The sequence below is a fragment of the uncultured Megasphaera sp. genome, from assembly GCF_900539295.1.
Taxonomy (GTDB): Bacteria; Bacillota; Negativicutes; order Veillonellales; family Megasphaeraceae; genus Megasphaera.
In genome coordinates this window covers 1-26,564 of sequence record NZ_UQBH01000009.1, presented here as the reverse complement: position 1 = coordinate 26,564, position 26,564 = coordinate 1, and the positions used below count along the sequence as shown (strand labels likewise).

Genomic DNA, 26,564 nt, shown 5'->3' with positions numbered 1-26,564 from the left:
AAGGGAGAGAGTAAGATGGAACAAGATACGCTGAGTATCTTTCAAAAAATAGCTCCCGATGTCATGGGGACCATTAAGGAACGATATTTACTGTTACGGCATATTGCCGACGCCGAACCAGTCGGGCGCCGGACCTTAGCCGGCCTTTCCGGCCTGTCAGAACGAGTCGTCCGGTCCCACGTCGACGTCCTGCGCCGCAGCGGCATCGTCCGCTTTACGACGCTGGGCATTGCCATGGAGCCTGAAGGAAAGCGGCTCATGCCGGACCTCTTGGAATGCTTCCTGCGCCTGAATAACCTCGATGACATACAGCGTCAGATCCGGCAGAAGCTGGGCCTGAAAAATGTCTTTATCGTCCCCGGTGACAGTGACAGCGATAAGACGGCTAAGGAAGAGTTAGGGCGTCGCGGTGCCCTGCTCTTAAACGACCTCTTTGGCAGTGTCGATACGGTCGCTATCAGCGGCGGTTCGACCATGGCCGAAGTGGCCCGGATGCTGCCGGAATGCCTGGCAAATGTTACTATTTTGCCGGCCCGGGGCAGTATGGGAAACCACGTTGAAGTACAGGCCAACTACATTGCTGCTAATGTAGCTGCCAAGACACACAGTTCATACCGTATGATTCATATTCCCGAAGGCCTCAGCGATTCTGCCCTGCAGATGATGCTGAAGGCTGACCGTCAGACTCAGGAAAACGTCGCCATGACCGCCCGGGCCCAGGTCGTCATCTTCGGCATTGGCCGAGCCGACCGCATGGCCCGCAAACGGGGGATGACGACGCTTCAGCGCGATGCCCTGCACAGCCTCGGCGCCTGCGGTGAATCCCTGGGCTGCTACTGCGGCCTCGACGGTAAAATCTTATACGGTACGAATAATATCGGTATCTCACTACGAGAAATTAAATATCACCCTCACGTCATCGCCGTAGCCGGCGGCGCCAGCAAAGCCGAGGCAATTGTCGGCGTCATGCGGGCCTGCCATACGGGCACGCTGGTTACTGATGAAGGGGCGGCTGAAAAAATCATACAACTGCTTTAATTAGAGGAGGAACCTATTCATGAAAAAAACAATCACCGACGTCAATGTCGAAAACAAACGCGTTTTTGTCCGTGCAGACTTTAACGTACCTCTTGACGAAAACTGCAACATCACCGACGATACGCGTATCCAGAAGACGCTGCCGACGATCAAATACTTGCTCGAACACAATGCGGCTGTCATCTTGTCCAGCCACCTTGGCCGTCCGAAGGGACAGGTTGTCGAAAAATATTCTTTGAAACCGGTCGCAAAACGCCTGTCTGAACTCCTCGGCGTCGACGTCAAATTCGCTCCCGACTGTGTCGGTGCTGAAACGAAAGCCATGGCCGACGCCCTCAAACCGGGCGAAGTGCTCCTCTTGGAAAACCTCCGCTTCCACAAGGAAGAAGAAAAGAACGGCGAAGACTTCGCTCGTCAGCTCGCTTCCTTGGCTGAAGTCGGCATCAACGATGCTTTCGGCTGCTGCCACCGTGCCCACGCTTCCGTAGCCGGCATTACTCAGTTCCTGCCCATGGCTTCGGGCTTCCTCCTCGAAAAAGAAATCCGCTTTATCGGCGGCGCTGTCGATAACCCGGCACATCCTTTCGCAGCCATCATCGGCGGTGCTAAGGTATCCGATAAGATCGAAGTTATTTCCAACCTCTTGCCGAAAGTCGATCTCATGATCATCGGCGGCGGCATGGCCAACACCTTCTTGGCCGCTCAGGGTTATGGCATCGGCAAATCCCTCGTTGAAGCCGATAAAATCGATTTGGCGAAAGAACTCATTGCCCAGGCAAAAGAACAGGGTACGAAACTGCTTCTGCCGGTCGACGTCATGGTCGCTGCTGAATTCAAAAATGATGCCGATCACAAAGTCGTTTCCGTCGATGCCGTTCCGGCCGATTGGATGATCCTCGACGTCGGCACCAAGACCCAGGAACTCTTCGCTAAAGAATTGGCTTCCATGAAACTCATCGTTTGGAACGGACCTATGGGCGTATTTGAAATGGAAAATTACGCAAAAGGTACCGAAGCCGTTGCTAAAGCCGTTGCTGATTCCGACGCTGTTTCCATCGTAGGCGGCGGTGACTCCGTTTCGGCTGTCAATAAGACCGGCCTTGCCGATAAGATCAGCCACATTTCGACGGGCGGCGGTGCTTCCCTCGAATACCTCGAAGGCAAACAGCTCCCGGGCGTCGTTGCCTTGAGCGATAAATAAGCCGTTTCATAACTATTCATATACATACGCCGGATGCCTGTGCCTCCCGTCGTCATGACGACGCGTTTTGAACCGACAGGAGGCAGGCAGATCTGGCCAAGGAGGAAAATTTATTATGCGTAAAACTATTATTGCCGGTAACTGGAAAATGAATCATTTAGGCGCTGATGCCAAGGCTACGATCCAGGGCCTCGTTGAAAAAATGCCCAAAGACGTAAAAGCTGAAGTCGTCATTGCTCCCGTTTTCCCGTACCTTTCGACGGCCGTTGAAATGACCAAGGGAACTGCCATTCATGTCGCTGCCCAGAACATGCACTGGGAAGAAAAGGGCGCCTTCACGGGCGAAGTTTCGCCGGCCATGCTCGTCGATATCGGCGTAACACATGTTATCCTCGGCCATTCGGAACGCCGGACCTATTTCAATGAAACAGATGAAACGGTCAACAAGAAGACGAAAGCAGCCCTTGCTCACAACTTAACGCCGATCGTCTGCTGCGGCGAAACGCTGCAACAGCGCGAAGAAGGCATCATGCAGTCTTGGATCGAAGGCCAGATCGAAAATGCTCTTAAAGACATCTCTGAAGCCGACATCAAAAAAGTCGTCATCGCTTACGAACCGATCTGGGCTATCGGCACGGGCAAGACGGCCAGCGCTGCTCAGGCTGAAGAAGTCTGCGCCATTATCCGTAAAAAATTGGCAGCTCTCTACAGTGCAGCTGCAGCTGAAGACGTATCCGTCCTCTACGGCGGCAGCGTCAAAGGCGGCAACGTCGCTGAACTGACCGGTTCTGCCGACATTGACGGCGGCCTCGTTGGCGGCGCCAGCCTCAAAGCCGATGATTTCTTAGCCATCATCAACAATGCTGTTGTAAAATAAGTGATTTCCATTTCCCCGCACGTCTCTTCCGATTCGTGCGGGTTTTTTGCGTCTATAACGGACTTTTGCATGACTGCTGCTACTTTGGTACAATAAAGGACAGGTGATAAAGGAGGTATTCGTTTGAAATATATTTTATATGTCTTTTCTTTTCTCTGCATGGCTATTGGCGGCGGCGCCTGGTTCTTTTATGGCCGCCCTGTGGGAGCCATCGGCATCATCCTTTCCCTCTATATTCTCCACCGGCTGGAACGACAGCCCCGCAGGCTGTCCTTGAAGCTCGGTCGGCGCAAGGGAAAGTCGGCAAACCGGTATGATGCAGCCTTTGAGAAGGCCGTAGCGGATTTTAATCGCCTGGAAGGCGAGCGGTGGGGCCTGACCGATTCGGAACTATGGGACAGGGCTTCCAATATGCAGCATATTGCCCGCAATCTCCTCTACTATTTACAGCAGTACCCGGAACGGATTCCCTTGGCCGAGCCCTTTATTAACTACTATCAGGACCGAGCCGTGTTTTTAGTACACAAGTATAAGCAGCTTGAGGCAACGGGTCTTAAGACACAGAAGGTGGTCACGACCAAGCAAAAGGTAAGAGACTTGTTCCTTCAGATGGATGCGGCCTATGAGAACCAATTTACGGAGATTCTGCAGGGAGAACTGCAGGTTATTGACGGAGAAGTCGTCGCCATGACCCGCAATTTGTCGAATCGAGGCGTTTATCGGGAATCCGAATCCGGCCAGAGCCGGAGAAAGAAAAGCGCTTTTTCAGCGTGGAAACAGCGGGCAGCCCATCGCTTCGATGCCTATACGGACGGAACCTTTTCATCCATTACGCCGGAACTGCGCCATAAGATCAATGAAGAACGGCTGATTACGGCGGCCCTGGCTTTCTTTTTAGGGTCATTGGGCATTCACCATTTTTACATGAAACGAAACGTCCGCGGCATCGTCTATGCTTTATTTTGCTGGACCTTTATTCCGGGCTTTTTGGGAATCGTCGAGGGGATGCGCTTCATTAATATGACGACGGATGAATTTTATTATGCATCCTATCTTCATAAATACAGTGCCTGATTTTTACTTTTCTGCTTAAAATCGGCTTTTATGAAAACTGTTTGTAAAATATATAGAGAAAAAAGAAGAAATATGTTACCATCATAACTGAAGGGGCCGACAGCTCAGGTAGTATATGAGTTTTTTGATATGGATTGTCTATTATTTCTTGCGTTTTTTGGATTGTTTATTTAAAAGGAGAACTCATGATACAAGAAAAATACTTTTCCTATACCGGACGACTTAACAGACTGCGCTATTTCATCAGAACTCTTGCTGTTATGATCATTGCCACTATCGTAGGTACCTTATTGGCTCAAATATCGCCTTATTTGGCCTACCCCGTGTCCTTCATTGCCACCATCAGTGCCGCCATGTTGGGCATCCGTCGCTGCCATGATCTTGATAAAAGCGGCTGGTATTACCTATTGATGTTTATCCCCATCATCGACTTCTTCTTTGCCCTCTATTTACTGTTTGCTGCCGGAACGCCGGGTCCCAACCAGTATGGTGCCGATCCCCTCGACAGCCAGTTTGCAGGCTGATAGAAAAAGCCACATATCAGCGATATTTGCCTGTGTACCACCCATATCTGTAACCCATTGTGCCTTACTGTCATTGTCAGCTTAGAGAATAAACACGTACCGGGCCTGTGAAAAATCCGTCCCTATACGTTGTGCAGACCGTAGCCGCATTCGTTGCTGCTACGGTTTTTTTGTTCATAGAACAGTAGTGGCGGAACCTTTTGAATACAAGAGGTGGGGCAGGGGGGACGGGAAAGAGCCGGTATATTATACGCTCGTTTTTACGGTGGCCTTATCAGATTGATAAAGGGGGCTCATACACCGAAAGCATCATATTTTAGAAAGAAGGCATTCTTATGGATAAGTTTTGCTCACACTGTGGAGCGCCAATCCCTGAAGGATCGAAGTTTTGTGCTAAGTGCGGAAAGGCCGTCGGAGGTACCTCGAGGAGAGATGATTTTGCTTCCCATGTTGAATACAGCTCCTTTCCCAATGGGGATTACTATGATGGAAACCCTGCCCATGAGCACACGATTGGGGAAATGTACTTTTCCCATCGGGGCCGGCTCAACCGCAAACGGTATTTATTCAGAAGTCTCGCAGAATTCTTTGTTTTTGTAGTACTTGTCATGTTGGCTATACCTTTTCCTCTATTGCTGTTATTGGTAATCCCCGCTGCTATTGCCGTTTGCGTTTCCGGTGTAATGCTGACCATTCGACGCTGTCATGACCTTAATAAGAGCGGTTGGTTTTATCTTTTTTTATTCGTTCCGGTTGCGGATTTGATCGTCAGTCTTTACTTGTTATTTGCTAAAGGGACGACGGGGCCCAATCACTATGGGCCCGATCCGCTGGATAGCGTACCGCTGATGCGGCATTAAGTTAAACTTTCTGATTATCCAAGGAGACTATAAATTTAGTTCTTATGAAGGAGGATGTTGTCGTGTCTTTGAATCGCTTGCGTGATCTGGCGGCGGCTAAAAAAGCCGCTGTCGGTACCTTTGTCAGTATGGGAAACATGGCCGAGGTGGAATGCCTCGGCTATACGGGCCTTGATTTTGTCATCATCGATACGGAACACGGGCCCTTTGATACAGAAACGATGATGAACCTCATCCGGGCGGCCGAATTGGTGCATCTCGTGCCTGTCGTGCGCTTAGCAAACGTCGACCATAAAGACATCCAGCGGGCGGCTGACTGCGGAGCCCAGGCCATCATCCTGCCCTGCCTACGGGAACTGGATGACTTCAAGAAGGCCGTGGCCTTGGCAAAATACGCTCCAATCGGTCAAAGAGGCTTCATTAAAGGGAGAGGGACAGGCTTTGGTAACGCCTCCTGGGCGGCGACAGAAACCTTGGAAGAATACTACGCCAACAGCAATGATCGCTTGGTGGTCATGCCCCAGTGCGAAACGAAGGAAGCCCTGGAACAAATCGAAGACATCGTTCAAATCGAAGGACTGGACGGCATCTTCATCGGCCCTTATGACCTCTCGACCTGCCTCAGCATCCCCGGTCAATTTGATAGCCCTGTCTTTAAAGAAGCGACGGATAGAATCCTGAAGGCCTGCCACGACGCCGGAAAACTTTGCTATATGTTTACCGGTACGACGGAACAGGCCAGAGACTATATCACCCAAGGCTATGACGGCATCGCTCATAACCTCGACTTCAATATCCTTATCGAGGCTTATAAACAAGTCGTAGCCGATATCCGAAAATAAGTGTGATGGCGGCTGAGTTATCTGAGATGAATAAAGAATTAATGCGGCAGGTGACATGTTTGATGCCGTCCGCTTCAGATCTGCATAAAAAAGACGAGTACCTGATAACCGGGGTCATCAGGTACTCGTCTTTTTCCTTTTGTATAGAGAATTTTGAGAAGGAAAGCGTGATTAGATTTCGACGTTGAAGTGTTTCAGGATCATTTTTTCGGCTTCGGCATTCCACAGGCCCTTATGGGCTTTGCAGCATTTGTCCAGTTCTAAGAAGAACGGATCTTTTTCGCCGAGTTTGGCAAAGTCTTCGATCGCCGTCATGGGCATGTTGAACTGGGTATAGGCCAGTTTCTTGCCGCCAGGGATGTTGGGGAGATTGAGCGTCGTTTCAGCGATGCTGTCGATGCCGCCGACGTGGGTGACCATGACGGCCGGATCGATGATGCCTTTAGCTGCCAAGGTGTTGGCTTCGATGAGGTCATCGTTGTTGCCGCCTGTCGTGCCCATGATATGGGTGCTGGTGTAGTGGCAGTCGTAGAGGTTGATTTCAGCGCTGAAGTTTTTGTCCGTCGGGCCGGAGAAGAAGTTGAGGCATCCGTCGAAAGCTAAGAGGCGGCCTCCGAGTTCGGCGACGGCGCGGATCGGTGTATATACGAAGACGTCGTCATAGCCATGGCCGTCGGTGAGAGCCATGAGTTCATCATAAGCCGTGTCCATGTTGGACGTGTTGACGTAGATGAGTTCGACACCGTGTTCGGCTGCGTATTCCGGGGAAACGACTTCTTTGGCTCTGGCGATGCGGGCATCGTTGATATCGGTGACGACGATGCGCTTCGGTTTGTTTTCGAAGTGGATGCCGTAGCTGACAGCACCGAGGCCCATGGGGCCGCAGCCGCCGAGGATGATGATGTTGCCGCCTTCTTTAGTACCCATCGCGTGGTCGTAGTTCTGTTTATTCGTATGGTAGTTGGCATGATAGCCGCCGATGATGCAGCTCATGGGTTCGCCTAAGGAGGCTTCGTAGAAGCTTTCTCCTTCGTAAGGCATGAGAGCACCTAATTCCATGACTTCGTGGGGGAAGATGCAGTACGTAGCATCGCCGCCGAAGAATTCATAAGAGTAGCCGGGAGAAGCCAAGCTTCCTTTGTAGTTCAGGGCCGGCTGCTGAGCGAAGCGCATGCCCGGTTTGAACTGATCCTGCCATTTTTTGCCGACTTTAACGATGACACCGGCAAATTCATGGCCCGTAATGATCGGGTTGGTATCGATGTTCTGCGGAGCTCGTTTGTGGTTCTTTCCTTGTTCAACGAGTTTGTACGTCGACATGCAGATGCTGTCGGTAATGATTTTCGCTAAAATTTCATCGTCTTTAATTTCCGGGAGTTCGAATTCTTCTAAACGTAAATCGCGAGTGCCATACATTCTGACTGCTTTTGTTTTCATGGTAAGATCCTCCTAATAGGTAAGTAGATGTAGTCTTTTTATGAGTAATGAAGCTGTTTAGGCTTCGATGTTTGCGAAGGTGTTGAAGATGTCGTCGGCTGAGCTGTGGAGCAAGTCTTCGACGTCGTCTTCATCGGAGCAGGTGATGGCGATATTGCTCAGGATATCGAGGTGTTCGTCGCCGACACCGGCGATGCCGATGACGAGTTTTACCGTTTCACCGCCCCAGTCGGTGCCGTCCGGGAAGGTCATGATGACCAGTCCCGATTTTTTGACTTCGCCCTTGCTGGCTTCAATACCGTGAGGGATGGCGACGGCATTGCCGATGGCTGTGTTGAATACTTCTTCTTTATCGAGCATGGCCTGGGTATATTTTTCGCTGGTATAGCCGTCTTCAGAGAAAATCTTGCCGATTTTCTTGATGATATCTTCTTTAGGCTGGGGTTGGCAGTTCAGGATGATATTTTTCTTCTGTAAAATCGTATTCATAGAGAACGTCTCCTTTATTTTTCGTTGCGGGCAGCGGCTAATTCATCGACGAGCATGCCGTATTCGGGAGCTGCCATAAAATTGGTAATCGTAACCAGACGGGCGTTAGGGGCACTGGCTTTGGCTCGGTCTGCCAGGTCTTTGTGGCAAACGACGAGTTGGGCATCTGCCGGAACTTCAGAAACGGAAGCATGACTGACGGTGATGTCTGTAAGGCCTGCTTTTTTGAATTTTTTCTGCAGGACGGCAGCACCCATGGCACTGGAGCCCATGCCGGCATCGCAGGCGAAGACGACGTTGGTAATCTGTTTCAAGTCGACTGCTGCAGCCGTCGTTACGGCTTCATTCTTCGATTCGGCTTTCATGTCCTGCATCTTCTGCTGTGCTTCTTCGAGGGATTCTCCCGATTTTGCATTAGACAGTTTGATGATGGGCGAAGCGATGAAGAAGGATACCGCCGTTGCGATGACGATACTCAAGATGACGGCCAGGGTCGAGCCTTTCGGTGCCATGGCCAAGTAGGAAATGAGGCTGCCGGGAGCCGGCGGGCCGGAAAGGCCGAGATCGAAGATCATGTTGTAGAACAGGGCTGCGACGCTGCCGCCGATGGTGGCTAAGAGAAGAGCCGGGTTCATGAGGATGTACGGAAAATAGATTTCGTGGATCCCGCCGAATAAGTGGATGATGAGCGCGCCCGGTGCGGATTGGCGGGTCATCTTGTCTTTCGCGAATAACCAGTAGGCTAAGAGAACGCCTGCGCCGGGGCCGGGGTTGGTTTCAATCATGTAGAAGATGGATTTGCCCGATTCGGCGACTTGTTCAGCTCCGAGGGGAGTGAAGATGCCGTGGTTGATGGCGTTGTTGAGGAACAATACTTTTGCCGGTTCAACGAAGAGCCCGATAAGGGGGAAGATGCCGGCTTGTAAGAGGAACTGGACGCCGGCCGTTAAGAAGGAGAGGATGACGCCCATGACCGGACCGATGAGTTCGAAACCGATGATGGCCATGATCATGCCTAAGATACCGACGGAGAAGTTATTGACTAACATTTCAAAACCCGGTTTGATGTGGCCGTCGACAGCTTCGTCAAACTTTTTGATGACAAGGCCTGCCAGAGGGCCCATGACCATAGCCCCTAAGAACATGGTATAGGTCGTACCGGTGATGACGCCGACCGTTGCGATGGCGCCCATGACGGCACCGCGAAGGCCGCCGACGATCTTGCCGCCTTGGAAGGCGATGAGTAAGGGAAGTGCGTAGGTCAGGAACGGTCCGACCATTTTGGCTAACTGTTCATTTGGCAGCCAGCCGCTGGGAATGAAGAGTGCCGTTATGAGACCCCAGGCGATGAAGGCGCCGATGTTCGGCATGACCATACTGCTGAGGAAGCGGCCGAAAGATTGTATTTTTGCTTTCATAGTAAGCCTCCAATTTTGTAACCATAAAATCCATTGACGGAGCAGGACTCGGCACTCCGGACTGCACTGTGCTGCTCTCTTGATGGTTACAGTATACCTTCCGTACATACCAAAATCAATTAAAAGTAATTTAACTTTGTCCACATTCAACGTGACAACCGTGAAGAATTCAGTCCCTGCCTGGGCTCAGCCATCGTAGACGGCTTCATCGAGTGTGGTATAATAAGGGAAAACTCATGGAAAGGTGACGATAGTATGGGCCTTTCGGTCGTAATTATTGATCATGAGCCGCTCATGGCGGCGCAATTAAAAAGATGCCTGTCGGCAGCGGATCCGGACATGACCGTCGCCGCTATCTGTTATGAAGGGGAACAGGCTGAAGCATGTCTTACACAATACAAACCGGATCTCGTCTTTCTGACAATTGAAATGCCTCGCATGAGCGGCCTTGCCATTGCCGAAGGGATTCAGAAAAAAGAAGGGCCTAAACCGGATATCGTTTTCGTGACCGGTGAACGCGACTTCGTGTCCCATACGCTGCGGCTGACGGCCTTGGATTATTTAGTAAAGCCCGTGACCGAAGGGGAAGTGGCACAGGCTGTCCGAAAATTTAAAGCCCTGCACATAAAAAAAGAACCTTCTCTGAGAGAAGATTCTTTCGTGGCGCCCGCCGATGATGAAGGGCAGTTTTCTTTGCCGATGCGGCGGTTTTCCGTCGATGAAGGCGATAAGATCAAGCTCATCGCCTGTGACGACATTCGCCTCGTTTATGCGGAAAAACGCAGGACATATTTAGTTACCCTGGAAGGAAAAGTTTATCCGACCCATTTCAGCCTGATTCAATTTGAGCAGCGCCTGCCGGCGTCGGTATTCTTCCGCTGCCACCGTAATTACATCGTCAATATTGATGAAGTCCGGCAAATCGAGCCTTGGTTCAATCATCAGTACGTCTTGATCCTAAAGGGACAAGACAGGGCGCCTATCCCTGTCGGCCGTTCGTATGTAAAGAAGTTGAGACAGTATATCTACTTATAACCCGAGGGTCTTGGCAAAGTAGACCTTTAAAATCCGCTGCAGATGGTAGCGGATTTTTTTTTCGTCATGACCGTGAATGGCTTGGGCGAAGGCGCTGTCACTGACTAAGGAGCTGCTGATGGAGCCGAGGACGTCTGTATGGAGTCGGCTCTGTTCGTCTTGAGGCATGACTAAGAATAAAATCGTCGAGATGCCATGAAAATAAGGGTCAATAAAGGTTTCTCCGTCAGGAACGGCAGTATAGAATAAGGACTGCGTTACCACCGTCGTGCGGCAGTGGAGCAGGGCAAAGTCCTGTTCCGGGAATATCTGGCTGTTCAGCCGTTCGCGGGTGATGATAGCGTCAAATAGCTTGGCCGACAGTTCCTCATCTTCGACGGCGGCCGAGGACAGGGCGTGGACGGCTTCGGCAAAGGTTGTCTTTTCTGGCAAGGTGTATTGGCGGTAATTTTTCAGGATGCCGGCGATTTCTTGGGAAAGGAGACGGGTCTTGTCTAAGGTCGAAATGAAATCGTCTTCGGTCGGCGTATCGACGGCGGGCTGGTTTTTACGGACATGAGCGTATTCTTCAATTTTACCTTCAATGCGATGCAGTTCTGACGGCGAAATGAGGGGCGAGACGTAGAGCACGTCGGCATCGGGAATCGATAAGGGCAGGTTGGAGACGAAAAAATCCGTCTGCCGGCGGACTTCTTCGGTTACGGCGTCACTGCTGTAGGCCTGGAGGTTCGTATTTTTTGGAAGCTTGTTTTTCAGTCGGGTCATCATCAGGCGGGCAATGCCAAAACCGCTGGCACAGACGATGCCGATGGATACACTTCGCGTAAAGGCTTCATGGCCTTTGATTCGCTCTAAGGCAGCACCGAAGTGGATGGTCAGATAGCCGACTTCGTCGTCCGAGACCGGTGTATCCAGGGCCAGGGATAAGACGTTTGCCGCCCTTTTTGCTTTTTGAAAGACCTCGGCATATTCGCGCTTGATATCGTCGAGGATGGGATTGATGATGTTTAAATGGTGCTGAAGGCGGATGATCGTCGGCTGTAAATGAACGAAAAGGCCCTGGAGAAACTCGTCGTCACAGCGAAGGTCATAGGCCAGGCGGGTGTCGAAGGCCTCAATCATATCATCGATTACGCGCAAGAGTTCCGATTCATCGACCGTGCTGGGCAGATCTAAGAGGTCGCTGTCGTGATATCTGATTTTAGCTCCTTTAATATGAAGGAGGAGATACGACGCTTCAATGGGCGGCATGGTCAGTTGAAATTCATCTTCCATGGCGGCTACGATTCGCCGGGCCAAGGCAGCGTTTTCGCTGTCTTCCAGAATGGGAGCGATTTCCTCGTCCGTATCGTCATCCTGCCCTTTGGCGATGCGTTCGACGGCGATGGCGATGTGAATGATCAGTCCGATTTTGGCCGTATCCGTAAACTGGCTGATCTTTTTTTCGTCCATTTTTTTGAGTACGTCATAGACGCGCTGAATCGTATGGGTGTTCAGTAGTTGGTAAACGCCCTTATCAGCGATATTGGCCAAGGCCTTGGAGAGGGATTTGTCTGCGTTTTGCAGGTCTTTGAAGGCGTCGGCGCTCGTCGTTTCGCTGATGAAGCGGTGCATGGCTTCGCGGTAATCCTTTTCACTGCCTGTGAGCAGGACGCCATAGCCTTGTTTTTTCAGGACTTTTAAATTATTCTTCTCCAGCCACGGTGCCAGAGACTCTAAGTCCGAAGCGGCCGTCGCTTCGCTGACGCCTAAAAGGGTGCTGTAATAAAGCAGTTTTTTTGGCGTTCTGTCGCGCAGCAGTTCAAAGAGCAGATGGCGGCGGCGCGTGCCTTTATCGGTAAAGTCCATATCCACCGTATCTTCAAGGGCTGCTGACAGCTCTTTCTTATCAAGGTCCGTGCCATCTAAATAGATGCCGGCCCGCTTTTGGCGGACCAGCTTCAGATTATACGACAGCAGCGCTTTTTCGGTTCCTTCCAGTTCTCTTTGGACCGTTCGCTTGCTGATGCCAAGGTCGTCGGCAAGAGCCTGTTCAGAGAGAAAGTCTGTTTCCTGTAATAAGCGCCGCAGAATTTGCTGCATGCGAGGTGTAAAATCCATGTGCTCACCTCCTGGGGGTTCATGGTTTCTCAATAATCCATATATCTTTCATTACAGTATAACTTACGACAGCCGGCGGGGCAATTTAAAGTAATTTAACTTTGTCCTTTGAAATGGTGACAGCATCTTTATAATGCATAGATCGCACCCTCTCTCGTCCAGAAAAGGCACCTCTTTTGTAGAATAAAGAAAGGCCATATGATATAATCTATTGTAAAGCCTTGTAAAGTCTATGAAATAATCGTGTTAATTTTGAGAAGGCTTATTTCTATCTATTCGATAAGGAGATCGATGACTATGGCATTCCACTTAAAGCCCAAGGAAGAGAAGTTTTTTTCGCTGTTGGATCAACATGCTGCATTAGGCTATGAAGCGGCGGAACTTTTGAGCCAGGCTATTAACGGCCAAATTGCGAAAGAAATGGCGCTGGAAAAAATCGACGCCTTGGCCGATCAGGCTGATTCCCTGGTCATGGAAACGATGAAGCGGCTGCAAAAGACCTTCATTACTCCCATGGACAGGGAAGATATTCAGCAGATTATCGACCAGCTTGATGCGACCGTCGATAATATCAGTGAAATTATGGATAAGATGTGCATGTACCAAATTGGAGAGGCGACGGACGGCGCCAAGGAAATGGCGACGATTACGGCCAAGGCCATGAAAGAAATCTATAAATCCATCGGCTATATGAAAGATCTCAAGAAGAACTACTTGAAGGTCGAAGCCCGGAGCAAGAAGGTCCTCAAGCTGGAACAAGAGTGCGACGATCTCTATCATGCAGAAATGGCCAGCTTGTTCCAAAACTGCAAGGACCCCGTCGAAATTATCAAGTGGAAAGAAATTCTTCAATCTGTCGAAGACGTAACCGATGATTGCGAAGATCTGGTCGTTACCTTCAGAAGGGTCGTATTGAAATATGCCTGAGCATTGGTTAATTTGGGCCATCGTACTGCTGGCCGTTTTGTTTGATTATATTAATGGGTTTCACGATACGGCAAACGCTATTGCAACCAGCGTATCGACACGGGCCATCTCCCCGCGTCATGCCATCATGATGGCGGCCTGCCTTAATTTTGCCGGTGCCATGATCAGTACCGGCGTCGCCAAGACCATTGGCGGCGACTTAGTCCTCAATCCGGCAGAAATCAGCTTGGAAGTCATCGTAGCCGCCTTGATCGGCTCGATCATTTGGAATGTCCTTACTTGGTATTATCGCATACCGAGCAGTTCGTCCCATTCCCTGATCGGCGGCGTCATCGGTGCTGTCTGCATCAGTGTCGGCCCCGGAGCCCTCGATATGGGCGGCATTGGAAAAATTATTTTATCCCTGGTCTTATCGCCTGTCGTGGCGTTGGCTACGGGGTATTTTGTCATGATCGGCCTGTTATGGGTCGTTCGCCGCTATTCGCCGCTGGCTTTAAATCGTCAGTTCCGCAAGATGCAGCTCCTGTCGGCAAGTCTAATGGCTTTTTCCCACGGCTCGAACGATGCCCAGAAAGCCATGGGAATCATCGCCCTGGCTCTCTTATCCGGCGGCTACATCGACACCATGGAAATCCCGGTCTGGGTAAAAATCGCCTGTGCGACGTCCATGGCACTCGGTACTTCTGCCGGCGGCTGGCGCATCATTTCGACGATGGGAACTAAGATTTTTAAGATGGAATCGATAAACGGCTTTGCTGCCGACCTCAACTCGTCGATAGTCATCTTTACGGCCACCTTTCTCCATCTGCCGGTCAGTACGACTCATGTCGTTTCCGGCTCCATCATGGGTATCGGCTCGGCCGAACGAGTCCGGGCCGTTCACTGGGGCGTAGCCCGCAGCATGCTTGTGGCCTGGGTGGTCACCATTCCTATCAGCGCCGCGATGTCAGCGATTATATTTGAAATTATTCAGTTCCTTTGATCGACTGGCAAGTCCGTCGATGAAGGCCGTCTTTTCTGTGGAGGCTCTCTTTTGGCAGGCAAGAGGAATAAGAAGAATCTTGTACTGTCTGAAAGAGGGCTTTTTATATTCTCTTTTGGGAAAGGGGCACGATGCCAAATTTCCGGGCAGAAAATATGCTTGTGAGCTTCTTAATGTGGAAATCGAAACTATGCTTTTTTTGTCTTTTATTGTATAATGTTAGTGAAAGATGTAAGGGGGTAGCATTATGAGATTGAATCAAGCTACGGATTATGCGTTCCGCATGGTCCTTTATTTGGCAGGGCTCCCGGAAGGCACAAAAATTACCGGCGCAGCGCTGGCTGAAAAACAGAATATACCGGAACGTTTTCTGTTGAAAATTATGCGCAGCCTCACGAAGGCCGGTATCATGAAGTCTTATCGCGGCGTGGAAGGCGGTTTCGCTTTGCAGCGGGTTCCGAAGGATATCACTTTATTCGATATCATCGAAGCCGTTGAAGGGCAGACGGAACTGCAGCGCTGTCTCAATGATATGGATTCGTGCAGTCGCGGCTGCAGCAACATGTGCTCTATTTATGCCGCTTTTGCTGACATTCAGCGTGATTTGGCCGCTCGGTTGAAATCCATCGATTTTGAAATGCTGGCCAAGCAGGAAGAGGAACTGCGCCTGGTTCATCAAGGTATGACCAAAGAACAGGCAGCGCCTGTTTCCGGCGAAGGAACAACATCATAAGGCTCAGTTCATAAAGAGGGCCGTCCCCCAGCGGGACGACCCAAATTTGGCTGTCAAGAGGGCGTTTTAGGACAGCCCTTTTTTTTATGCCTGAAATATTGTAAAATAAAAGTACCTATTTTATTTTTATTGTCTTAATACAGCCTGGAGTGAAGCCTTATGTACTTACCCTTTCAAGGTTTTATCAGCAGTTTCCGATTGCTGGACATATTGGATATTTTACTCGTTGCCTTTGTGCTCTATAAGTTATTCATCCTGATTCGCAATACGCGAGCCGTGGCGCTTATTAAAGGGCTCCTGGTTCTGGGCGTCGTTACGGTCGTCAGTAAGGTCCTCGACCTGCACGTCATCAACTGGATGCTGCAGCAGGGGATGACGGTTATTCTCGTCGCTCTTCCCGTCGTCTTTCAGCCCGAGCTGCGTCGGGCTTTGGAGCAGATCGGGCGGGGCCGTTTGTTCCGTTCGGGCCAGGTCATCAGCATGGAAGAACTGGAACGGCTCATGGATGAAATCATCGCTATCTGCGAGTCTTTATCGAAGACGCACACCGGGGCCCTCATCGTGTTTGAACGCGAAGTCGGCCTGAACGACTATATCGATACCGGAATTGCCATTGAAGGCCTCGTTTCTCGAGAGCTCTTGGGCAATATTTTTATTCCCAATACGCCCCTTCACGACGGGGCCGTCATCATTCGAGAAAATCGTATTATGGCAGCCGGCTGCCTGCTCCCGCTGACGTCGGACCGTTCCCTGTCTACGGAGTTGGGGACTCGCCACCGGGCGGCTATCGGCATCAGTGAACTGACCGATGCTGTCATCGTCGTCGTCAGTGAAGAAACGGGATCTATTTCCTATACCTACGGCGGCCACATTTATCGCCATCTTGACGGAAATGCCTTGCGCAATGTCCTAAAGACTTTCTTGACCCGGACACCTCAGGGCCTGGCGAATATCTTTAAATGGAGGCCCTAACATGAACAAGATTGATAAAAATTGGCAGCTCAAAATCATCTGCTTTCTTTTAGCTATCGTCTTGTGGTTCGTCATCATTAACGAGCAAAACCCGCTCAGTGAAGGGAGCTATACCGTCCCTATTACTGTTGAAAACCTCAATTCCCAATATATTACGTCGAATGTGCCAAAGACGGTCTACGTCCGCCTGTCAGGGCCGAGAAATACGATCATCAATGTAGGTCCGTCTGATATCAAGGCCTACATTGACTTGTCCGACGTCCAGGAAGGGAACGTCGACGTGCCGATTCACATCGAAATACCGAGCGGGACGGAGCTGAAAAAGCAAAGCATGACGTCGACGAAGATAACCGTCGATGTCTATACGGTTAAAGAATTCACCCTGACGCCTCACGTCGTCGGGACCTTGGATGAAAAAGACTTTATCAGTGAACTGAAAATCGTTCCAGAAAAGGTCGTCGTCAGCGGTGCCCGCCGCTTGATTCAGCAGGTAAGCCAGGCCGTCATCGAAGTGCCGGTCAACCAGCGAAACAGCGATTTTGCTTTGATGGCTCCGATCCACTTATACGATGCGGAAGGATCTCCCGTTGAGGGGCTGGAAATGACGCCGTGGCAGAGTAATGTCAAAGTAACTATTGGCCACGATGCTATGTCTAAAAGCGTCCCCTTAAACGTGAATATAAGCGGTCAGACCGAGAATAAGACGGTCACGATTCAGCCGACGAGCATCCAGATCCGGGGCTCTGCCGATACCCTTCGGAACATCAGCTCCATCGATTTGCCGGACATTAATGTCGAAAATATGAAGGAAGAAAAATCATGGAAGATCATCATCCCGCCTGTAGACGGCATCAATATGTACCCCGATGAGATCGAAGCCGTCCTTCATATCCGAGAGTAGAAAAGGAGAAACTTTGTGCTTAGAGTATTGAATATTCGCACGGCTGTGCCCATGCAAAAGCCTTTAGAAGCCCTGATTGCCAAGAAACTTCGATGCAGCCGCAGTGATATTTCCGGCCTGACCATTGTCAGAAGGGCTATCGATGCCCGCCGGAAGCCGCGAATCTATTTTGTATTTACCGTCGACGTGTCCTTTACCGATGAAAAGAAAGTCTGGAAGCGCTGCCGTGACAATAAGGATGTGCGCCAAATCGTAGAACCGCCGGCACCGGAAATCATTCCCGGAAGTGAAACCTTGGCCGATCGCCCTGTCGTCATCGGAACGGGGCCGTCAGGACTGGCCGCGGCCCTGGCTTTAGCCGAACACGGCTACGCGCCCTTGGTCTTTGAACGAGGCTGCGACGTCGACACCCGGGCAAAAGATGTAGAAACCTTCTGGAGCGGCGGCCCATTTAAGCCCGAATCAAACGTTCAGTTTGGCGAAGGCGGTGCCGGGACCTTTTCCGACGGTAAATTGACGACGCGCATCAATCATCCCATGCTGCGGCAGATTTTGCAGACCTTCGTCGATGCCGGTGCGCCGGAAGAAATCATGTATGCCTATAATCCTCATGTCGGGACTGACGTTCTGCGGCGAGTCGTCAAGAATATGCGTCATATGATTGAAGCCAAGGGCGGTGAAGTCCATTTTTCAAGCTGTGTCACGGCCATTAACCGTGATGAAAAGGGACGGGTCCGGTCGGTTACCGTCAATGGCAGCGATGAATATCCGACCAGAGTCGTCGTCATGGGCGTCGGTCACAGCGCCCGCGATACGTACTACATGCTTCATGATAAGGGGATTGTGCTGGAAAAGAAACCCTTTGCCGTCGGCGTGCGCATTGAACATTCTCAGGACGTCATCGACCGCGACCAATACGGCTGCCCGGGAGAAGAACTGGGCCTTGAACCGGCGGATTACGCCTTGGTCTACCACAGTCCTGATGGCCGGTCGTGCTACTCCTTCTGCATGTGCCCCGGCGGCGTAGTCGTTGGAGCCGCTTCGGAAGAAGGACGGGTCGTCACCAACGGCATGAGCCTTTATAAGCGGGACAGCGGCATTGCCAACAGTGCCGTCGTCGTCAACGTTACGCCTGACGACATGGGCGGTGACGGGCCCTTGGCAGGCATTGAGTTTCAGCGCCGTTATGAAGAACTGGCTTATAAGGCTGGTGGGAGCAACTATCATGCGCCTGCTCAGACCGTAGGCTCTTTCCTGAAGCGTCCCGGTGCGGCGGCGGAAGGCGCTATCCACTCGTATCGTCCCGGTGTGACCTGGACTGACCTACACGACGTCCTTCCTGATTTTGTCACGGCGACCCTTTCTGAAGCCCTGCCGTATTTTGGCCGGCGCCTTCACGGTTTTGACGATGATCATGTCGTCATGACCGGTGTCGAAACGAGGACCAGCGCCCCGGTGCGCATCGTCCGCGGTGACGACCGCATGGCGCTGGGGGCGGCCGGCCTTTATCCGGTCGGCGAAGGGGCCGGTTATGCAGGCGGCATTATGAGCGCCTTTTTGGACGGCTTGGAAACGGCCGTCGAAATTATTCGCAAATATCAACCTTTGGAGGTAAAGTAAATGGCTAGATTGTTTGGAACAGATGGAGTGCGAGGCGTCGCTAACGACACTTTGACCCCGGAATTGGCATATCATTTGGGCAGAGCCGCTGCCTATATCTTTGGGCAGAATAAAGAACACCCGACCTTCCTCATCGGAAGGGATACACGCCGTTCCGGCACCATGCTGGCCGATATCCTGGCAGCTGGCATCGCATCGGCCGGTGGTGACTGCTACATGGCAGGCGTCATTCCGACTCCGGCCATTGCCTACCTGACAAGAACGCATCATATGGATGCCGGCGTTATGATTTCTGCGTCTCATAATCCCTTTGAATACAACGGCATAAAATTTTTCGACGGCTTTGGCTATAAGCTGCCTGATGAAATGGAAGACAAAATCGAAGAATACATGCTGAAGGATGAACGGGCCGGCCTTCAGAGTCGTCCGACCGGTGCTGCCATCGGTACGATTTCGGGTTGGACCGACCTGCAGCGGGAATATGCGGATTTTATTTGTAAGTCGACGGATATCGACCTTTCCGGTCTTAAAGTCGTCCATGACGGGGCCAACGGTTCGGCGTCGCTGTTAGGGCCGGAAATCCTCGAACGCTTAGGAGCCGAAGTCATTGCTATTCATAACAAACCGAACGGCATCAACATCAACGAAAACTGCGGATCTACGAGCCTCGACAGCCTGAAGGAAACGGTCTTGAAATACGGCGCCGATATCGGTATTGCCAATGACGGTGATGCCGACCGCTGTCTGGCTGTCGACGAAAAAGGCCAGGACATGGACGGCGACCAGATCATGCTCCTCTGCGCTATGAAATTGAAGGCCGAAGGCCGTCTCAAACAAGATACCGTCGTCGGTACGGTCATGAGTAATATCGGCTTCCATAAGGCCTTGAAGGAAATGGGCTGCAAGACGGAAATCACGGCTGTCGGCGACCGCTATGTCCTGGAAAAAATGAGAAAAGACGGTTATTCCCTCGGCGGGGAACAGTCGGGCCATATCATTTTCCTCGACTACAATACGACCGGTGACGGCCTGCTTACGGCTGTCCAACTGCTGAGCATCATGAAACAGCAGAACAAACCCCTGTCGGAACTGGCTGCTCTCATGACCCGTTATCCTCAAATTTTGAAAAACATTCGCGTTCAGACGAAATCGGGATGGGAAGACAACAACCTCATTATGGCCGCTATTTCTTCGGGCGAAGAAGAACTTGGCGATGAAGGGCGAATTCTTGTCCGCCCATCGGGGACAGAACCCCTTATTCGTGTCATGGCAGAAGGACCGGACCTGGAACAGTTGGAACGGATCGTCGATGATATCGCCGTCGTAGTCGAACATGAAATGGGTCCTTCAAAGTAGGTATTGACAAAAACTCGCAAACATATTACAGTATGGGAATGGAGTTCATTGAACTCCGTTCCTGTTTTTTTTATACAGGCGTTTGGAAATCCTTAACGTTATAATGGATAGCGCTAGTACCTGAATGATTCAGGTAGACGAGGTAGAGAAGTATCGAATTGTCAGCGGATGTCTCTCGGCACCTTCAGTCGTCATATGATGGAAAATTACAGTGGTAACATTGTCGACAACTTCATCATAAGAAGGAAAAAAACTTTATATCAGGAGGATATAACTATGTGTGGTATTGTGGGTTACATCGGAGACAGAGAAGCGGCAGAATTTTTAATGGATGGTCTGTCCAAGCTGGAGTACCGCGGTTATGACTCGGCGGGCATTGCCGTTTATCATGACGGCGCTATTGCTGTCCGCAAAAAAGCAGGCCGGCTGGCAAACTTGGCGGAAGAAGTCAAGAAACATCCCGTCGTCGGCACGTCCGGCATCGGTCACACCCGCTGGGCAACCCACGGCGGTCCGTCGGACGTCAACGCTCATCCCCATACGGATGAAAAAGGGGATTTTGTCATCGTCCACAACGGGATCATTGAAAACTACATGGAATTGAAGGAAGGCTTGCTCAAAAAGGGATACCACTTCCGCTCGGAAACGGATACGGAAGTCATTGCCCACCTGTGCAAAGACCTGTACGACGGTGATTTCACCTCGACGGTCCGCAAGGTCCTGGCTCTCCTCCACGGTTCCTATTCCTTGGTTTTCATGTGCAAATTTGAACCGGACAAGATCATTTGCACGAAAAAGGACAATCCTTTGATTGTCGGTCTCGGTGATGGAGAAAATTATATTGCCTCGGATATTCCGGCCATCTTAAGCTACACGCGGAAGACCTACATCATGAATGACGGTGAAATTGCCGTCGTCATGAAAGACAAGGTTTGGGTGACGGACCTCGAAGGCAATCCGATTTCGAAGAAAGTCTTTGAAGTAAATTGGGATGCCGAAGCAGCCGAAAAGGGCGGCTTTGAACACTTCATGCTCAAAGAAATCTATGAACAGCCGAAGGCCATCAAGGATACGATGGGACGCCGCATTGTTGACGGCGGCAAGCACGTTTCCTTTGAAGAACTGAACTGGACTCCGGAAGATGTGAAGTCCATCGACAAGATCTTGATTACTGCCTGCGGTACGGCTTATCATGCAGGTCTTCTGGCCAAGTACTTCATTGAAAAATTGGCCCGCATTCCCGTTGAAGTTGACATCGCATCGGAATATCGCTACCGCGATCCTTTGACTGACAGCAAGACCTTGTGCATCGTCGTCAGCCAGTCCGGCGAAACGATCGATACGATGGCAGCTCTCAAGGAAGCAAAACGCCGCGGTGCTCGGTCGCTGGCTATTACCAACGTCGTCGGCTCTTCCATTTCCCGTGAAGCCGACCAGGTAGCCTATACGCTGGCAGGCCCTGAAATCGCCGTTGCTTCGACTAAGGCTTATACGACCCAGCTGGTAACGCTGCTCCTCTTGGCTCTTTACATGGGCCGCTTGAACGGCAATCTGCCGGCTGACCGCGAAGCTAAAATCCTGGCTCATTTGGCAAAACTTCCGGATCAGTGCCAGCAGATCTTTGATCAGGTCGATACGATCAAAGGCCTGTGCAGTGCCTTCAAAGATAAGGAAGACGTCTTCTTTATCGGCCGCTCCATGGACTACGGTCTGGCTATGGAAGGCGCTTTGAAATTAAAAGAAATTTCTTACATCCACGCTGAATCCTATGCCGGTGGTGAATTGAAGCACGGCACGCTGTCACTCATCGAAGCCGGTGTTCCCGTCATTGCCTTGGCAACACAGGTCGAAGTCAAAGGCAAGATGATCAGCAATATCAAGGAAGTCAAAGCCCGCGATGCCTTTGTTGTCGGCATTGCCCAGGATGATGATACGGAAGTCGTCCATACCGTTGACACCTTGATTAAGGTTCCCGCATCGGACGATTTCGTCGTTTCGATTCTGGCTATCGTTCCGCTGCAGCTGTTGGCTTATTATATCGCTGTCAGCCGCGGAAACGACGTCGACAAACCGCGTAACCTGGCTAAGAGCGTTACGGTAGAATAATTGCATTACTCAGCCTGATTAGAGAGCTGTCCTTCGGGTCAGCTCTTTTTTTGTCGTTTCCGGCAGCCCTTTAGTCGCTGAATATAACCTTTCGTGTCACAACGGCGGTAAGGATTTTCTTTTTGTTCTATACTATACTTAACCCATTGACCGTGTATTGAAAGATGTGAGGTGTTGTCCTATGTCGCGCTTTATTAATAATTTGAAACGCCGCGTTGCCAAAGAACAGAAGAAAATCGTCTTGCCGGAATCGGAAAGCCGAAGAGTGCTCCAGGCTGCTGAACGGGTACAGGCCGAAGGCTTTGCCCGCCCAATCTTGATCGGCCGTCCGCAGAGCATCGTCGAAGTTGCCTCAGAGTATCAGATCGACATGGACGGCATTGAAATCATCGATCCCGAAACGTATCCCATGCTGGATACCTTTTGCCGCTACTATGCACAGCGGCGGGCGAAGAAAGGCATGACAGCTGCCGAGGCCCGGGAAACCCTGTTAACGAATTATATTTTCTTTGCTGCCTGTCTCGTCGTATTTGATATTGCCGACGGCATGGTCGCCGGCGCCGTCGCCACGTCATCGGAAGTCATTCGGGCGGCGCTGCAGGTCATCGGTCCCCATCCGGGCCTGTCAACGGTCAGCAGCTCCTTCATTATGATTACCGATAAGCCCCAGTTTGGCGACGACGGTATCTTCGTTATGGGCGACTGCAGCGTCGTCATTGAACCGAGTCCTCAGCAGCTGGCTGACATTGCTGTCAGCTGTGTGGAACGGGCTCGGAGGACGGCTCAGACCCTCGATCCGAAAGTGGCCTTTTTGTCTTACTCGACTATGGGCAGCGGTGCCGGAGAAGAAGTCGAGCGCGTCCGCGAGGCTGTCCGGCTTTTGCGGGACCGCAACGTCGACTTTGAGTTTGACGGCGATCTGCAGGCTGATGCTGCCTTGGTACCGCGCATTGCTCGTCAGAAAGCACCGGGGTCTGCTGTTGCCGGTCAGGCCAATGTCCTCGTATTTCCCAATCTCGTTTCCGGGAATATCTGTTATAAAATCCTCGAGCACTTGGCCGGTGCGACGGCATTGGGGCCCCTTCTCCAAGGGTTGGCTAAGCCGGTCATGGACTTATCCCGCGGCTGTACGGCAGAAGATATTACCGATGTCATTGCCATCTGCTGCAGCGATGCCATCTATATGCAGGCCGAAAAGAAACGGGATATGGTCTTTACTAGTCGCTTTGAAAAACTGGACAGTCGGGTAGCCGTCGAAAACCGCAATATTTCGATTCAATTTAATCCGGAAAAATGTAAGAACTGCACTCTTTGCCGCCGCCGCTGTGCTGAAGTCATGTCCATGACAGGCTATTATTCTTTGGAAAGTACGGGCGATGTTCCCATTTGCGTCCACTGCGGCCAGTGCTCTTTGACCTGCATGTTCGGGGCGACGACGACCGTTTCCCAGCGTGCTGAGATTCAACGGGCCATCGATGATCCCGATAAGGTCGTTGTATTCCAATCGTCCTCTTCGGTGAGCGTGGCCCTTGGCGATGCCTTCGGAAGGCCTTTTGGCGAAAACGTTCAGGGAAAAATGATTGCCGCCCTGCGCGGACTCGGCGGGGATTACGTCTTTGATACCAACTTCGGCGGCGACCTGGCCATTATGGAAGAAGCATCGGAACTCTTATCCCGCATGGAGAATAAGAAGGAACTCTTGCCGCAGTTTACCAGCAGTTGTCCGTCGTGGGTCGAGTTTACAGAAATCTTCTTTCCCGAACTGATTCCTCACCTGTCGACCGGGAGAAGTCCCAGCAGCATGCTCAGTCCGATGATAAAAACATATTTTGCCAAGCGAATGCATATCGATCCTTCCAAACTGGTCATCGTTTCGGTTACGCCCTGTACGGCGAAGAAGTCCGAAATTTCCAGACCGGAACAAAATACGGCCGGGCGCTATTGGCAGCATGAGGCCATGCGCGATACCGATTACTGCATTACGACGCGGGAGCTGGCGGCGTGGATTAAAGAAAAAGGCATCGATTTTGACCGCCTTGAAAATTCGACTTATGACAGCGTCTTTGGCGAATCGTCCGGCGGCGGTACTCTCTTTGGCAACAGCGGCGGCTTGATGGAAGGTGTCTTGCGGACCCTCGTTTATTTGAAGACTCATAAACCGGCCGATGAAGACTTTCTTCATTTTGAAGCCGTGCGCGGCCTGGAAGGGGTAAAGGAAGCGGGCCTGACCCTTGATAACGACATCATCCGCGTCGTCGCTGTCAGCGGACTGGCTAATGCTCGCCGGTTCATCAATTTGATGGAAGAAAAGCATTCGTGGAAAAAATACGCCTTTATCGAAATCATGGCCTGTCCCGGCGGCTGTATCGGAGGAGGCGGCCAGCCGCGGACTCAGCTGCCGCTGGAAATTCCGGCCAAGCGGGCCCGCATCGAAGCACTCTATGCAATGGACGCACAAAAGCCGACTCGCGCCAGCTGGGAAAATGGAGAGCTCCGGACCCTGTATGCCAAATTCTTGGGAGAACCTCTCAGTGAATTGTCGGAATCGCTGCTTCATACGCAGTACATCAATAAACATTACCTTTTGGGAAAGGAAGATAAGGTTCAGCCTATCCTGAAGTGAGGCCGTTCTTTTCGGCCATTCCAGACAGTCTTCGTCAATGCCGGCGGAGGCTGTCTGTCTTTTCCGGCTTGCTTTCTTTTACATCTGCCTTATAATAAAATCAATACACATGATGCGGAAAGGATAGTTATGAGCCGGTATATTACGTCTTTAAAACAACGGGCGGCTTCAAAACCTCAAAAAATCGTCCTGCCTGAAAGCGATGATCTTCGGATACTGCAGGCCGCCGATCGGGTCTTGGCAGAAAAATTGGCCATCCCGGTATTGATCGGGAAGCGGCAGGACATTCGGGAACTGGCCCTTCGATACCAACTCGACCTGGAAGGGGCTGAAATGATTTACCCGAAAGACCATCGGGATTTTGACCGATTCGCCAAAGCCTATGCCCATCGGCGGCGGGCATCGGGAATGACCCTGGAAGAAAGTCGTCGCTTTTTGCGGAATCCCCTTTATTTTGGGGCCTCTCTGGTCGCGTCGGGAGAAACGGCCGGTATGGTAGTGGGACTGGAAACGCCGGCACCGGAAGTCCTTCATGGGGCCCTGCAGATCATCGGAACGGCTGATGGAATCGATACCGTGAGCAGTTCCTTTATTCTTCTCACCGATATGATGCAGTTTGGCCACGATGGCGTCCTGGTCGTCGGCGACGGTGATGTCATTCCGACGCCGGATGAATATCAATTGGCGGACATTGCCTGCAGCTGCGTCGACAGGGCGAGACGAACCTTGAAAATCGAGTCCCCTAAGGTCGCCTTATTATCGTATTCGACGATGGGCAGTGAACGGGGATCCGGTGCCGATACGGTACGCAAAGCCGTCCAGGTCTTAAGCGACCGCAATGTCGATTTTCTCTTTGACGGGGAGATGGAAGTGGATATAGCTCTCGTACCGGCCTATGCCAAACGGTGGGCTCCGCGTTCTCCCGTAGCCGGTAAGGCGGATATCCTCGTCTTTCCCGACCTGAATACGGGGAATATTTGCTGTAAGATGTTGGAACACGTCGCCGGGGCCACTGTTCTCGGACCACTCCTGCAGGGATTGGCTAAACCGGTCATGAATCTGTCCCGGGCATCGACGGTGGAGACTATCGTCGATACGATTACGGTTTGCTGCTGCGATGCTTTAGATGAAATCGTATAGTCTGTTTTGAAAAATAGTGTACAAAATAAAGCGCGGCTGTCTTGACAATCCTGATATATCATAGTATACTGAAGAAGTTGTGGGGCAAAACCCTATACACCGGCTGAGACAACAGCTGCGAAGCATCTTTTGAAAGTTCTTTCAAAAACGTGCTTGACAAGCTCCTTCGAGTTTGGTAAGATAAACAAGTCGTCACTACGACGACAGATGACCTTTGAAAACTGAACAATGAACTGAATGAACGCCAGTAAATAAATCTTTAGATTTGTTTATACCGAGTTTTACTCGGGAGTGCAGGTCATTTTCGTA

The 26,564-nt window shown here is 51.1% G+C and carries 22 protein-coding genes; 18 read left to right on the top strand and 4 right to left on the bottom strand.

Annotated features, from left to right (window positions below; translation table 11 throughout):
• Nucleotides 1–15: 15 nt before the first annotated feature.
• The 7 genes from QZQ46_RS04375 (at nt 16) to QZQ46_RS04345 (ending at nt 6,416) form a co-directional block, all read left to right on the top strand.
• Complete coding sequence (locus tag QZQ46_RS04375) at nt 16–1,038, top strand: sugar-binding transcriptional regulator (protein WP_225070068.1); 1,023 nt, start codon at nt 16–18, stop codon at nt 1,036–1,038.
• A gap of 19 nt (nt 1,039–1,057) precedes the next feature.
• A complete protein-coding gene (gene pgk, locus QZQ46_RS04370; RefSeq protein WP_062411261.1) occupies nt 1,058–2,239 on the top strand; it encodes a phosphoglycerate kinase in 1,182 nt (393 codons plus the stop codon).
• A gap of 115 nt (nt 2,240–2,354) precedes the next feature.
• On the top strand, nt 2,355–3,116 hold the full coding sequence (gene tpiA, locus QZQ46_RS04365) for a triose-phosphate isomerase (RefSeq protein WP_296827178.1): 762 nt from the start codon (nt 2,355–2,357) through the stop codon (nt 3,114–3,116).
• A 123-nt stretch (nt 3,117–3,239) separates the two neighbouring features.
• Nucleotides 3,240–4,190, top strand: a complete 951-nt coding sequence (locus QZQ46_RS04360) for a 5-bromo-4-chloroindolyl phosphate hydrolysis family protein (protein WP_296827176.1) — start codon at nt 3,240–3,242, stop codon at nt 4,188–4,190.
• 185 nt (nt 4,191–4,375) lie between these two features.
• On the top strand, nt 4,376–4,714 hold the full coding sequence (locus tag QZQ46_RS04355; RefSeq protein ID WP_296827174.1) for a DUF805 domain-containing protein: 339 nt from the start codon (nt 4,376–4,378) through the stop codon (nt 4,712–4,714).
• A gap of 335 nt (nt 4,715–5,049) precedes the next feature.
• Nucleotides 5,050–5,574, top strand: coding sequence for a DUF805 domain-containing protein (locus QZQ46_RS04350; protein ID WP_296827172.1), 525 nt, complete (start codon nt 5,050–5,052; stop codon nt 5,572–5,574).
• A gap of 62 nt (nt 5,575–5,636) precedes the next feature.
• Nucleotides 5,637–6,416: an HpcH/HpaI aldolase/citrate lyase family protein gene (locus QZQ46_RS04345; protein ID WP_296827170.1), complete on the top strand. Its 780-nt coding sequence runs from the start codon at nt 5,637–5,639 to the stop codon at nt 6,414–6,416.
• 171 nt (nt 6,417–6,587) lie between these two features.
• Here the strand turns inward: QZQ46_RS04345 and QZQ46_RS04340 are convergent, their stop codons facing one another.
• From QZQ46_RS04340 to QZQ46_RS04330, 3 genes are read right to left on the bottom strand one after another with little or no spacing between them, the layout of a single operon-like run.
• Complete coding sequence (locus tag QZQ46_RS04340; protein WP_296827168.1) at nt 6,588–7,853, bottom strand: zinc-binding dehydrogenase; 1,266 nt, start codon at nt 7,851–7,853, stop codon at nt 6,588–6,590.
• A gap of 57 nt (nt 7,854–7,910) precedes the next feature.
• Nucleotides 7,911–8,342, bottom strand: coding sequence for a PTS sugar transporter subunit IIA (locus tag QZQ46_RS04335; protein ID WP_296827166.1), 432 nt, complete (start codon nt 8,340–8,342; stop codon nt 7,911–7,913).
• 14 nt (nt 8,343–8,356) lie between these two features.
• Nucleotides 8,357–9,760: a PTS mannitol transporter subunit IICB gene (locus tag QZQ46_RS04330; RefSeq protein ID WP_296827164.1), complete on the bottom strand. Its 1,404-nt coding sequence runs from the start codon at nt 9,758–9,760 to the stop codon at nt 8,357–8,359.
• 255 nt (nt 9,761–10,015) lie between these two features.
• On the opposite strand from QZQ46_RS04330, the gene QZQ46_RS04325 reads away from it, so the two are divergent.
• Nucleotides 10,016–10,795, top strand: a complete 780-nt coding sequence (locus QZQ46_RS04325) for a LytTR family DNA-binding domain-containing protein (protein WP_296827162.1) — start codon at nt 10,016–10,018, stop codon at nt 10,793–10,795.
• Here the strand turns inward: QZQ46_RS04325 and QZQ46_RS04320 are convergent.
• Nucleotides 10,790–12,895, bottom strand: coding sequence for a transcription antiterminator (locus QZQ46_RS04320; protein ID WP_296827160.1), 2,106 nt, complete (start codon nt 12,893–12,895; stop codon nt 10,790–10,792). The genes QZQ46_RS04325 and QZQ46_RS04320 overlap by 6 nt on opposite strands.
• 297 nt (nt 12,896–13,192) lie before the next feature.
• On the opposite strand from QZQ46_RS04320, the gene QZQ46_RS04315 reads away from it, so the two are divergent.
• The 10 genes from QZQ46_RS04315 to QZQ46_RS04265 all read left to right on the top strand — a co-directional run bounded on the left by QZQ46_RS04315 (nt 13,193) and on the right by QZQ46_RS04265 (nt 26,255).
• Nucleotides 13,193–13,822 carry a DUF47 domain-containing protein gene (locus QZQ46_RS04315; protein WP_296827158.1) on the top strand — a complete coding sequence of 210 codons (630 nt, stop codon included), beginning with the start codon at nt 13,193–13,195 and terminating at the stop codon, nt 13,820–13,822.
• Nucleotides 13,815–14,804 (top strand): inorganic phosphate transporter, encoded by a 990-nt coding sequence (locus tag QZQ46_RS04310; RefSeq protein WP_296827157.1) that lies wholly within the window; start codon nt 13,815–13,817, stop codon nt 14,802–14,804. The genes QZQ46_RS04315 and QZQ46_RS04310 overlap by 8 nt, the downstream gene beginning before the upstream one ends.
• Before the next feature lie 247 nt (nt 14,805–15,051).
• Nucleotides 15,052–15,537, top strand: a complete 486-nt coding sequence (locus QZQ46_RS04305) for an Rrf2 family transcriptional regulator (RefSeq protein ID WP_296827155.1) — start codon at nt 15,052–15,054, stop codon at nt 15,535–15,537.
• 159 nt (nt 15,538–15,696) lie between these two features.
• Nucleotides 15,697–16,509 (top strand): diadenylate cyclase CdaA, encoded by an 813-nt coding sequence (cdaA, locus tag QZQ46_RS04300; protein WP_296827153.1) that lies wholly within the window; start codon nt 15,697–15,699, stop codon nt 16,507–16,509.
• Nucleotide 16,510: 1 nt separating this feature from the next.
• Nucleotides 16,511–17,410: a YbbR-like domain-containing protein gene (locus QZQ46_RS04295; RefSeq protein WP_296827151.1), complete on the top strand. Its 900-nt coding sequence runs from the start codon at nt 16,511–16,513 to the stop codon at nt 17,408–17,410.
• Between the two features lie 15 nt (nt 17,411–17,425).
• Complete coding sequence (locus tag QZQ46_RS04290; protein WP_296827149.1) at nt 17,426–19,030, top strand: NAD(P)/FAD-dependent oxidoreductase; 1,605 nt, start codon at nt 17,426–17,428, stop codon at nt 19,028–19,030.
• Nucleotides 19,031–20,386, top strand: a complete 1,356-nt coding sequence (gene glmM / locus QZQ46_RS04285) for a phosphoglucosamine mutase (protein ID WP_296827147.1) — start codon at nt 19,031–19,033, stop codon at nt 20,384–20,386. It begins immediately after the preceding gene.
• 276 nt (nt 20,387–20,662) lie between these two features.
• Nucleotides 20,663–22,492: a glutamine--fructose-6-phosphate transaminase (isomerizing) gene (gene glmS, locus QZQ46_RS04280; protein ID WP_296827145.1), complete on the top strand. Its 1,830-nt coding sequence runs from the start codon at nt 20,663–20,665 to the stop codon at nt 22,490–22,492.
• 181 nt (nt 22,493–22,673) lie between these two features.
• Nucleotides 22,674–25,115 (top strand): phosphate acetyltransferase, encoded by a 2,442-nt coding sequence (pta, locus tag QZQ46_RS10580; protein ID WP_308566000.1) that lies wholly within the window; start codon nt 22,674–22,676, stop codon nt 25,113–25,115.
• Nucleotides 25,116–25,244: 129 nt separating this feature from the next.
• Nucleotides 25,245–26,255, top strand: coding sequence for a phosphate acetyltransferase (locus QZQ46_RS04265; RefSeq protein ID WP_296827143.1), 1,011 nt, complete (start codon nt 25,245–25,247; stop codon nt 26,253–26,255).
• The last annotated feature ends 309 nt before the right edge of the window (nt 26,256–26,564 follow it).

What these genes read in the sequence shown, in the direction of transcription:
- QZQ46_RS04350 (WP_296827172.1), top strand. Translation starts at nt 5,050, where the DNA reads ATGGATAAGTTTTGCTCACACTGTGGAGCGCCAATCCCTGAAGGATCG.
- tpiA (WP_296827178.1), top strand. Translation starts at nt 2,355, where the DNA reads ATGCGTAAAACTATTATTGCCGGTAACTGGAAAATGAATCATTTAGGC.
- QZQ46_RS04355 (WP_296827174.1), top strand. Translation starts at nt 4,376, where the DNA reads ATGATACAAGAAAAATACTTTTCCTATACCGGACGACTTAACAGACTG.
- QZQ46_RS04310 (WP_296827157.1), top strand. Translation starts at nt 13,815, where the DNA reads ATGCCTGAGCATTGGTTAATTTGGGCCATCGTACTGCTGGCCGTTTTG.
- QZQ46_RS04265 (WP_296827143.1), top strand. Translation starts at nt 25,245, where the DNA reads ATGAGCCGGTATATTACGTCTTTAAAACAACGGGCGGCTTCAAAACCT.
- QZQ46_RS04375 (WP_225070068.1), top strand. Translation starts at nt 16, where the DNA reads ATGGAACAAGATACGCTGAGTATCTTTCAAAAAATAGCTCCCGATGTC.
- QZQ46_RS04295 (WP_296827151.1), top strand. Translation starts at nt 16,511, where the DNA reads ATGAACAAGATTGATAAAAATTGGCAGCTCAAAATCATCTGCTTTCTT.
- QZQ46_RS04315 (WP_296827158.1), top strand. Translation starts at nt 13,193, where the DNA reads ATGGCATTCCACTTAAAGCCCAAGGAAGAGAAGTTTTTTTCGCTGTTG.
- pta (WP_308566000.1), top strand. Translation starts at nt 22,674, where the DNA reads ATGTCGCGCTTTATTAATAATTTGAAACGCCGCGTTGCCAAAGAACAG.
- glmM (WP_296827147.1), top strand. Translation starts at nt 19,031, where the DNA reads ATGGCTAGATTGTTTGGAACAGATGGAGTGCGAGGCGTCGCTAACGAC.
- glmS (WP_296827145.1), top strand. Translation starts at nt 20,663, where the DNA reads ATGTGTGGTATTGTGGGTTACATCGGAGACAGAGAAGCGGCAGAATTT.
- QZQ46_RS04325 (WP_296827162.1), top strand. Translation starts at nt 10,016, where the DNA reads ATGGGCCTTTCGGTCGTAATTATTGATCATGAGCCGCTCATGGCGGCG.
- QZQ46_RS04330 (WP_296827164.1), bottom strand. Translation starts at nt 9,760, where the DNA reads ATGAAAGCAAAAATACAATCTTTCGGCCGCTTCCTCAGCAGTATGGTC.
- cdaA (WP_296827153.1), top strand. Translation starts at nt 15,697, where the DNA reads ATGTACTTACCCTTTCAAGGTTTTATCAGCAGTTTCCGATTGCTGGAC.
- QZQ46_RS04340 (WP_296827168.1), bottom strand. Translation starts at nt 7,853, where the DNA reads ATGAAAACAAAAGCAGTCAGAATGTATGGCACTCGCGATTTACGTTTA.
- QZQ46_RS04305 (WP_296827155.1), top strand. Translation starts at nt 15,052, where the DNA reads ATGAGATTGAATCAAGCTACGGATTATGCGTTCCGCATGGTCCTTTAT.
- QZQ46_RS04320 (WP_296827160.1), bottom strand. Translation starts at nt 12,895, where the DNA reads ATGGATTTTACACCTCGCATGCAGCAAATTCTGCGGCGCTTATTACAG.
- pgk (WP_062411261.1), top strand. Translation starts at nt 1,058, where the DNA reads ATGAAAAAAACAATCACCGACGTCAATGTCGAAAACAAACGCGTTTTT.
- QZQ46_RS04335 (WP_296827166.1), bottom strand. Translation starts at nt 8,342, where the DNA reads ATGAATACGATTTTACAGAAGAAAAATATCATCCTGAACTGCCAACCC.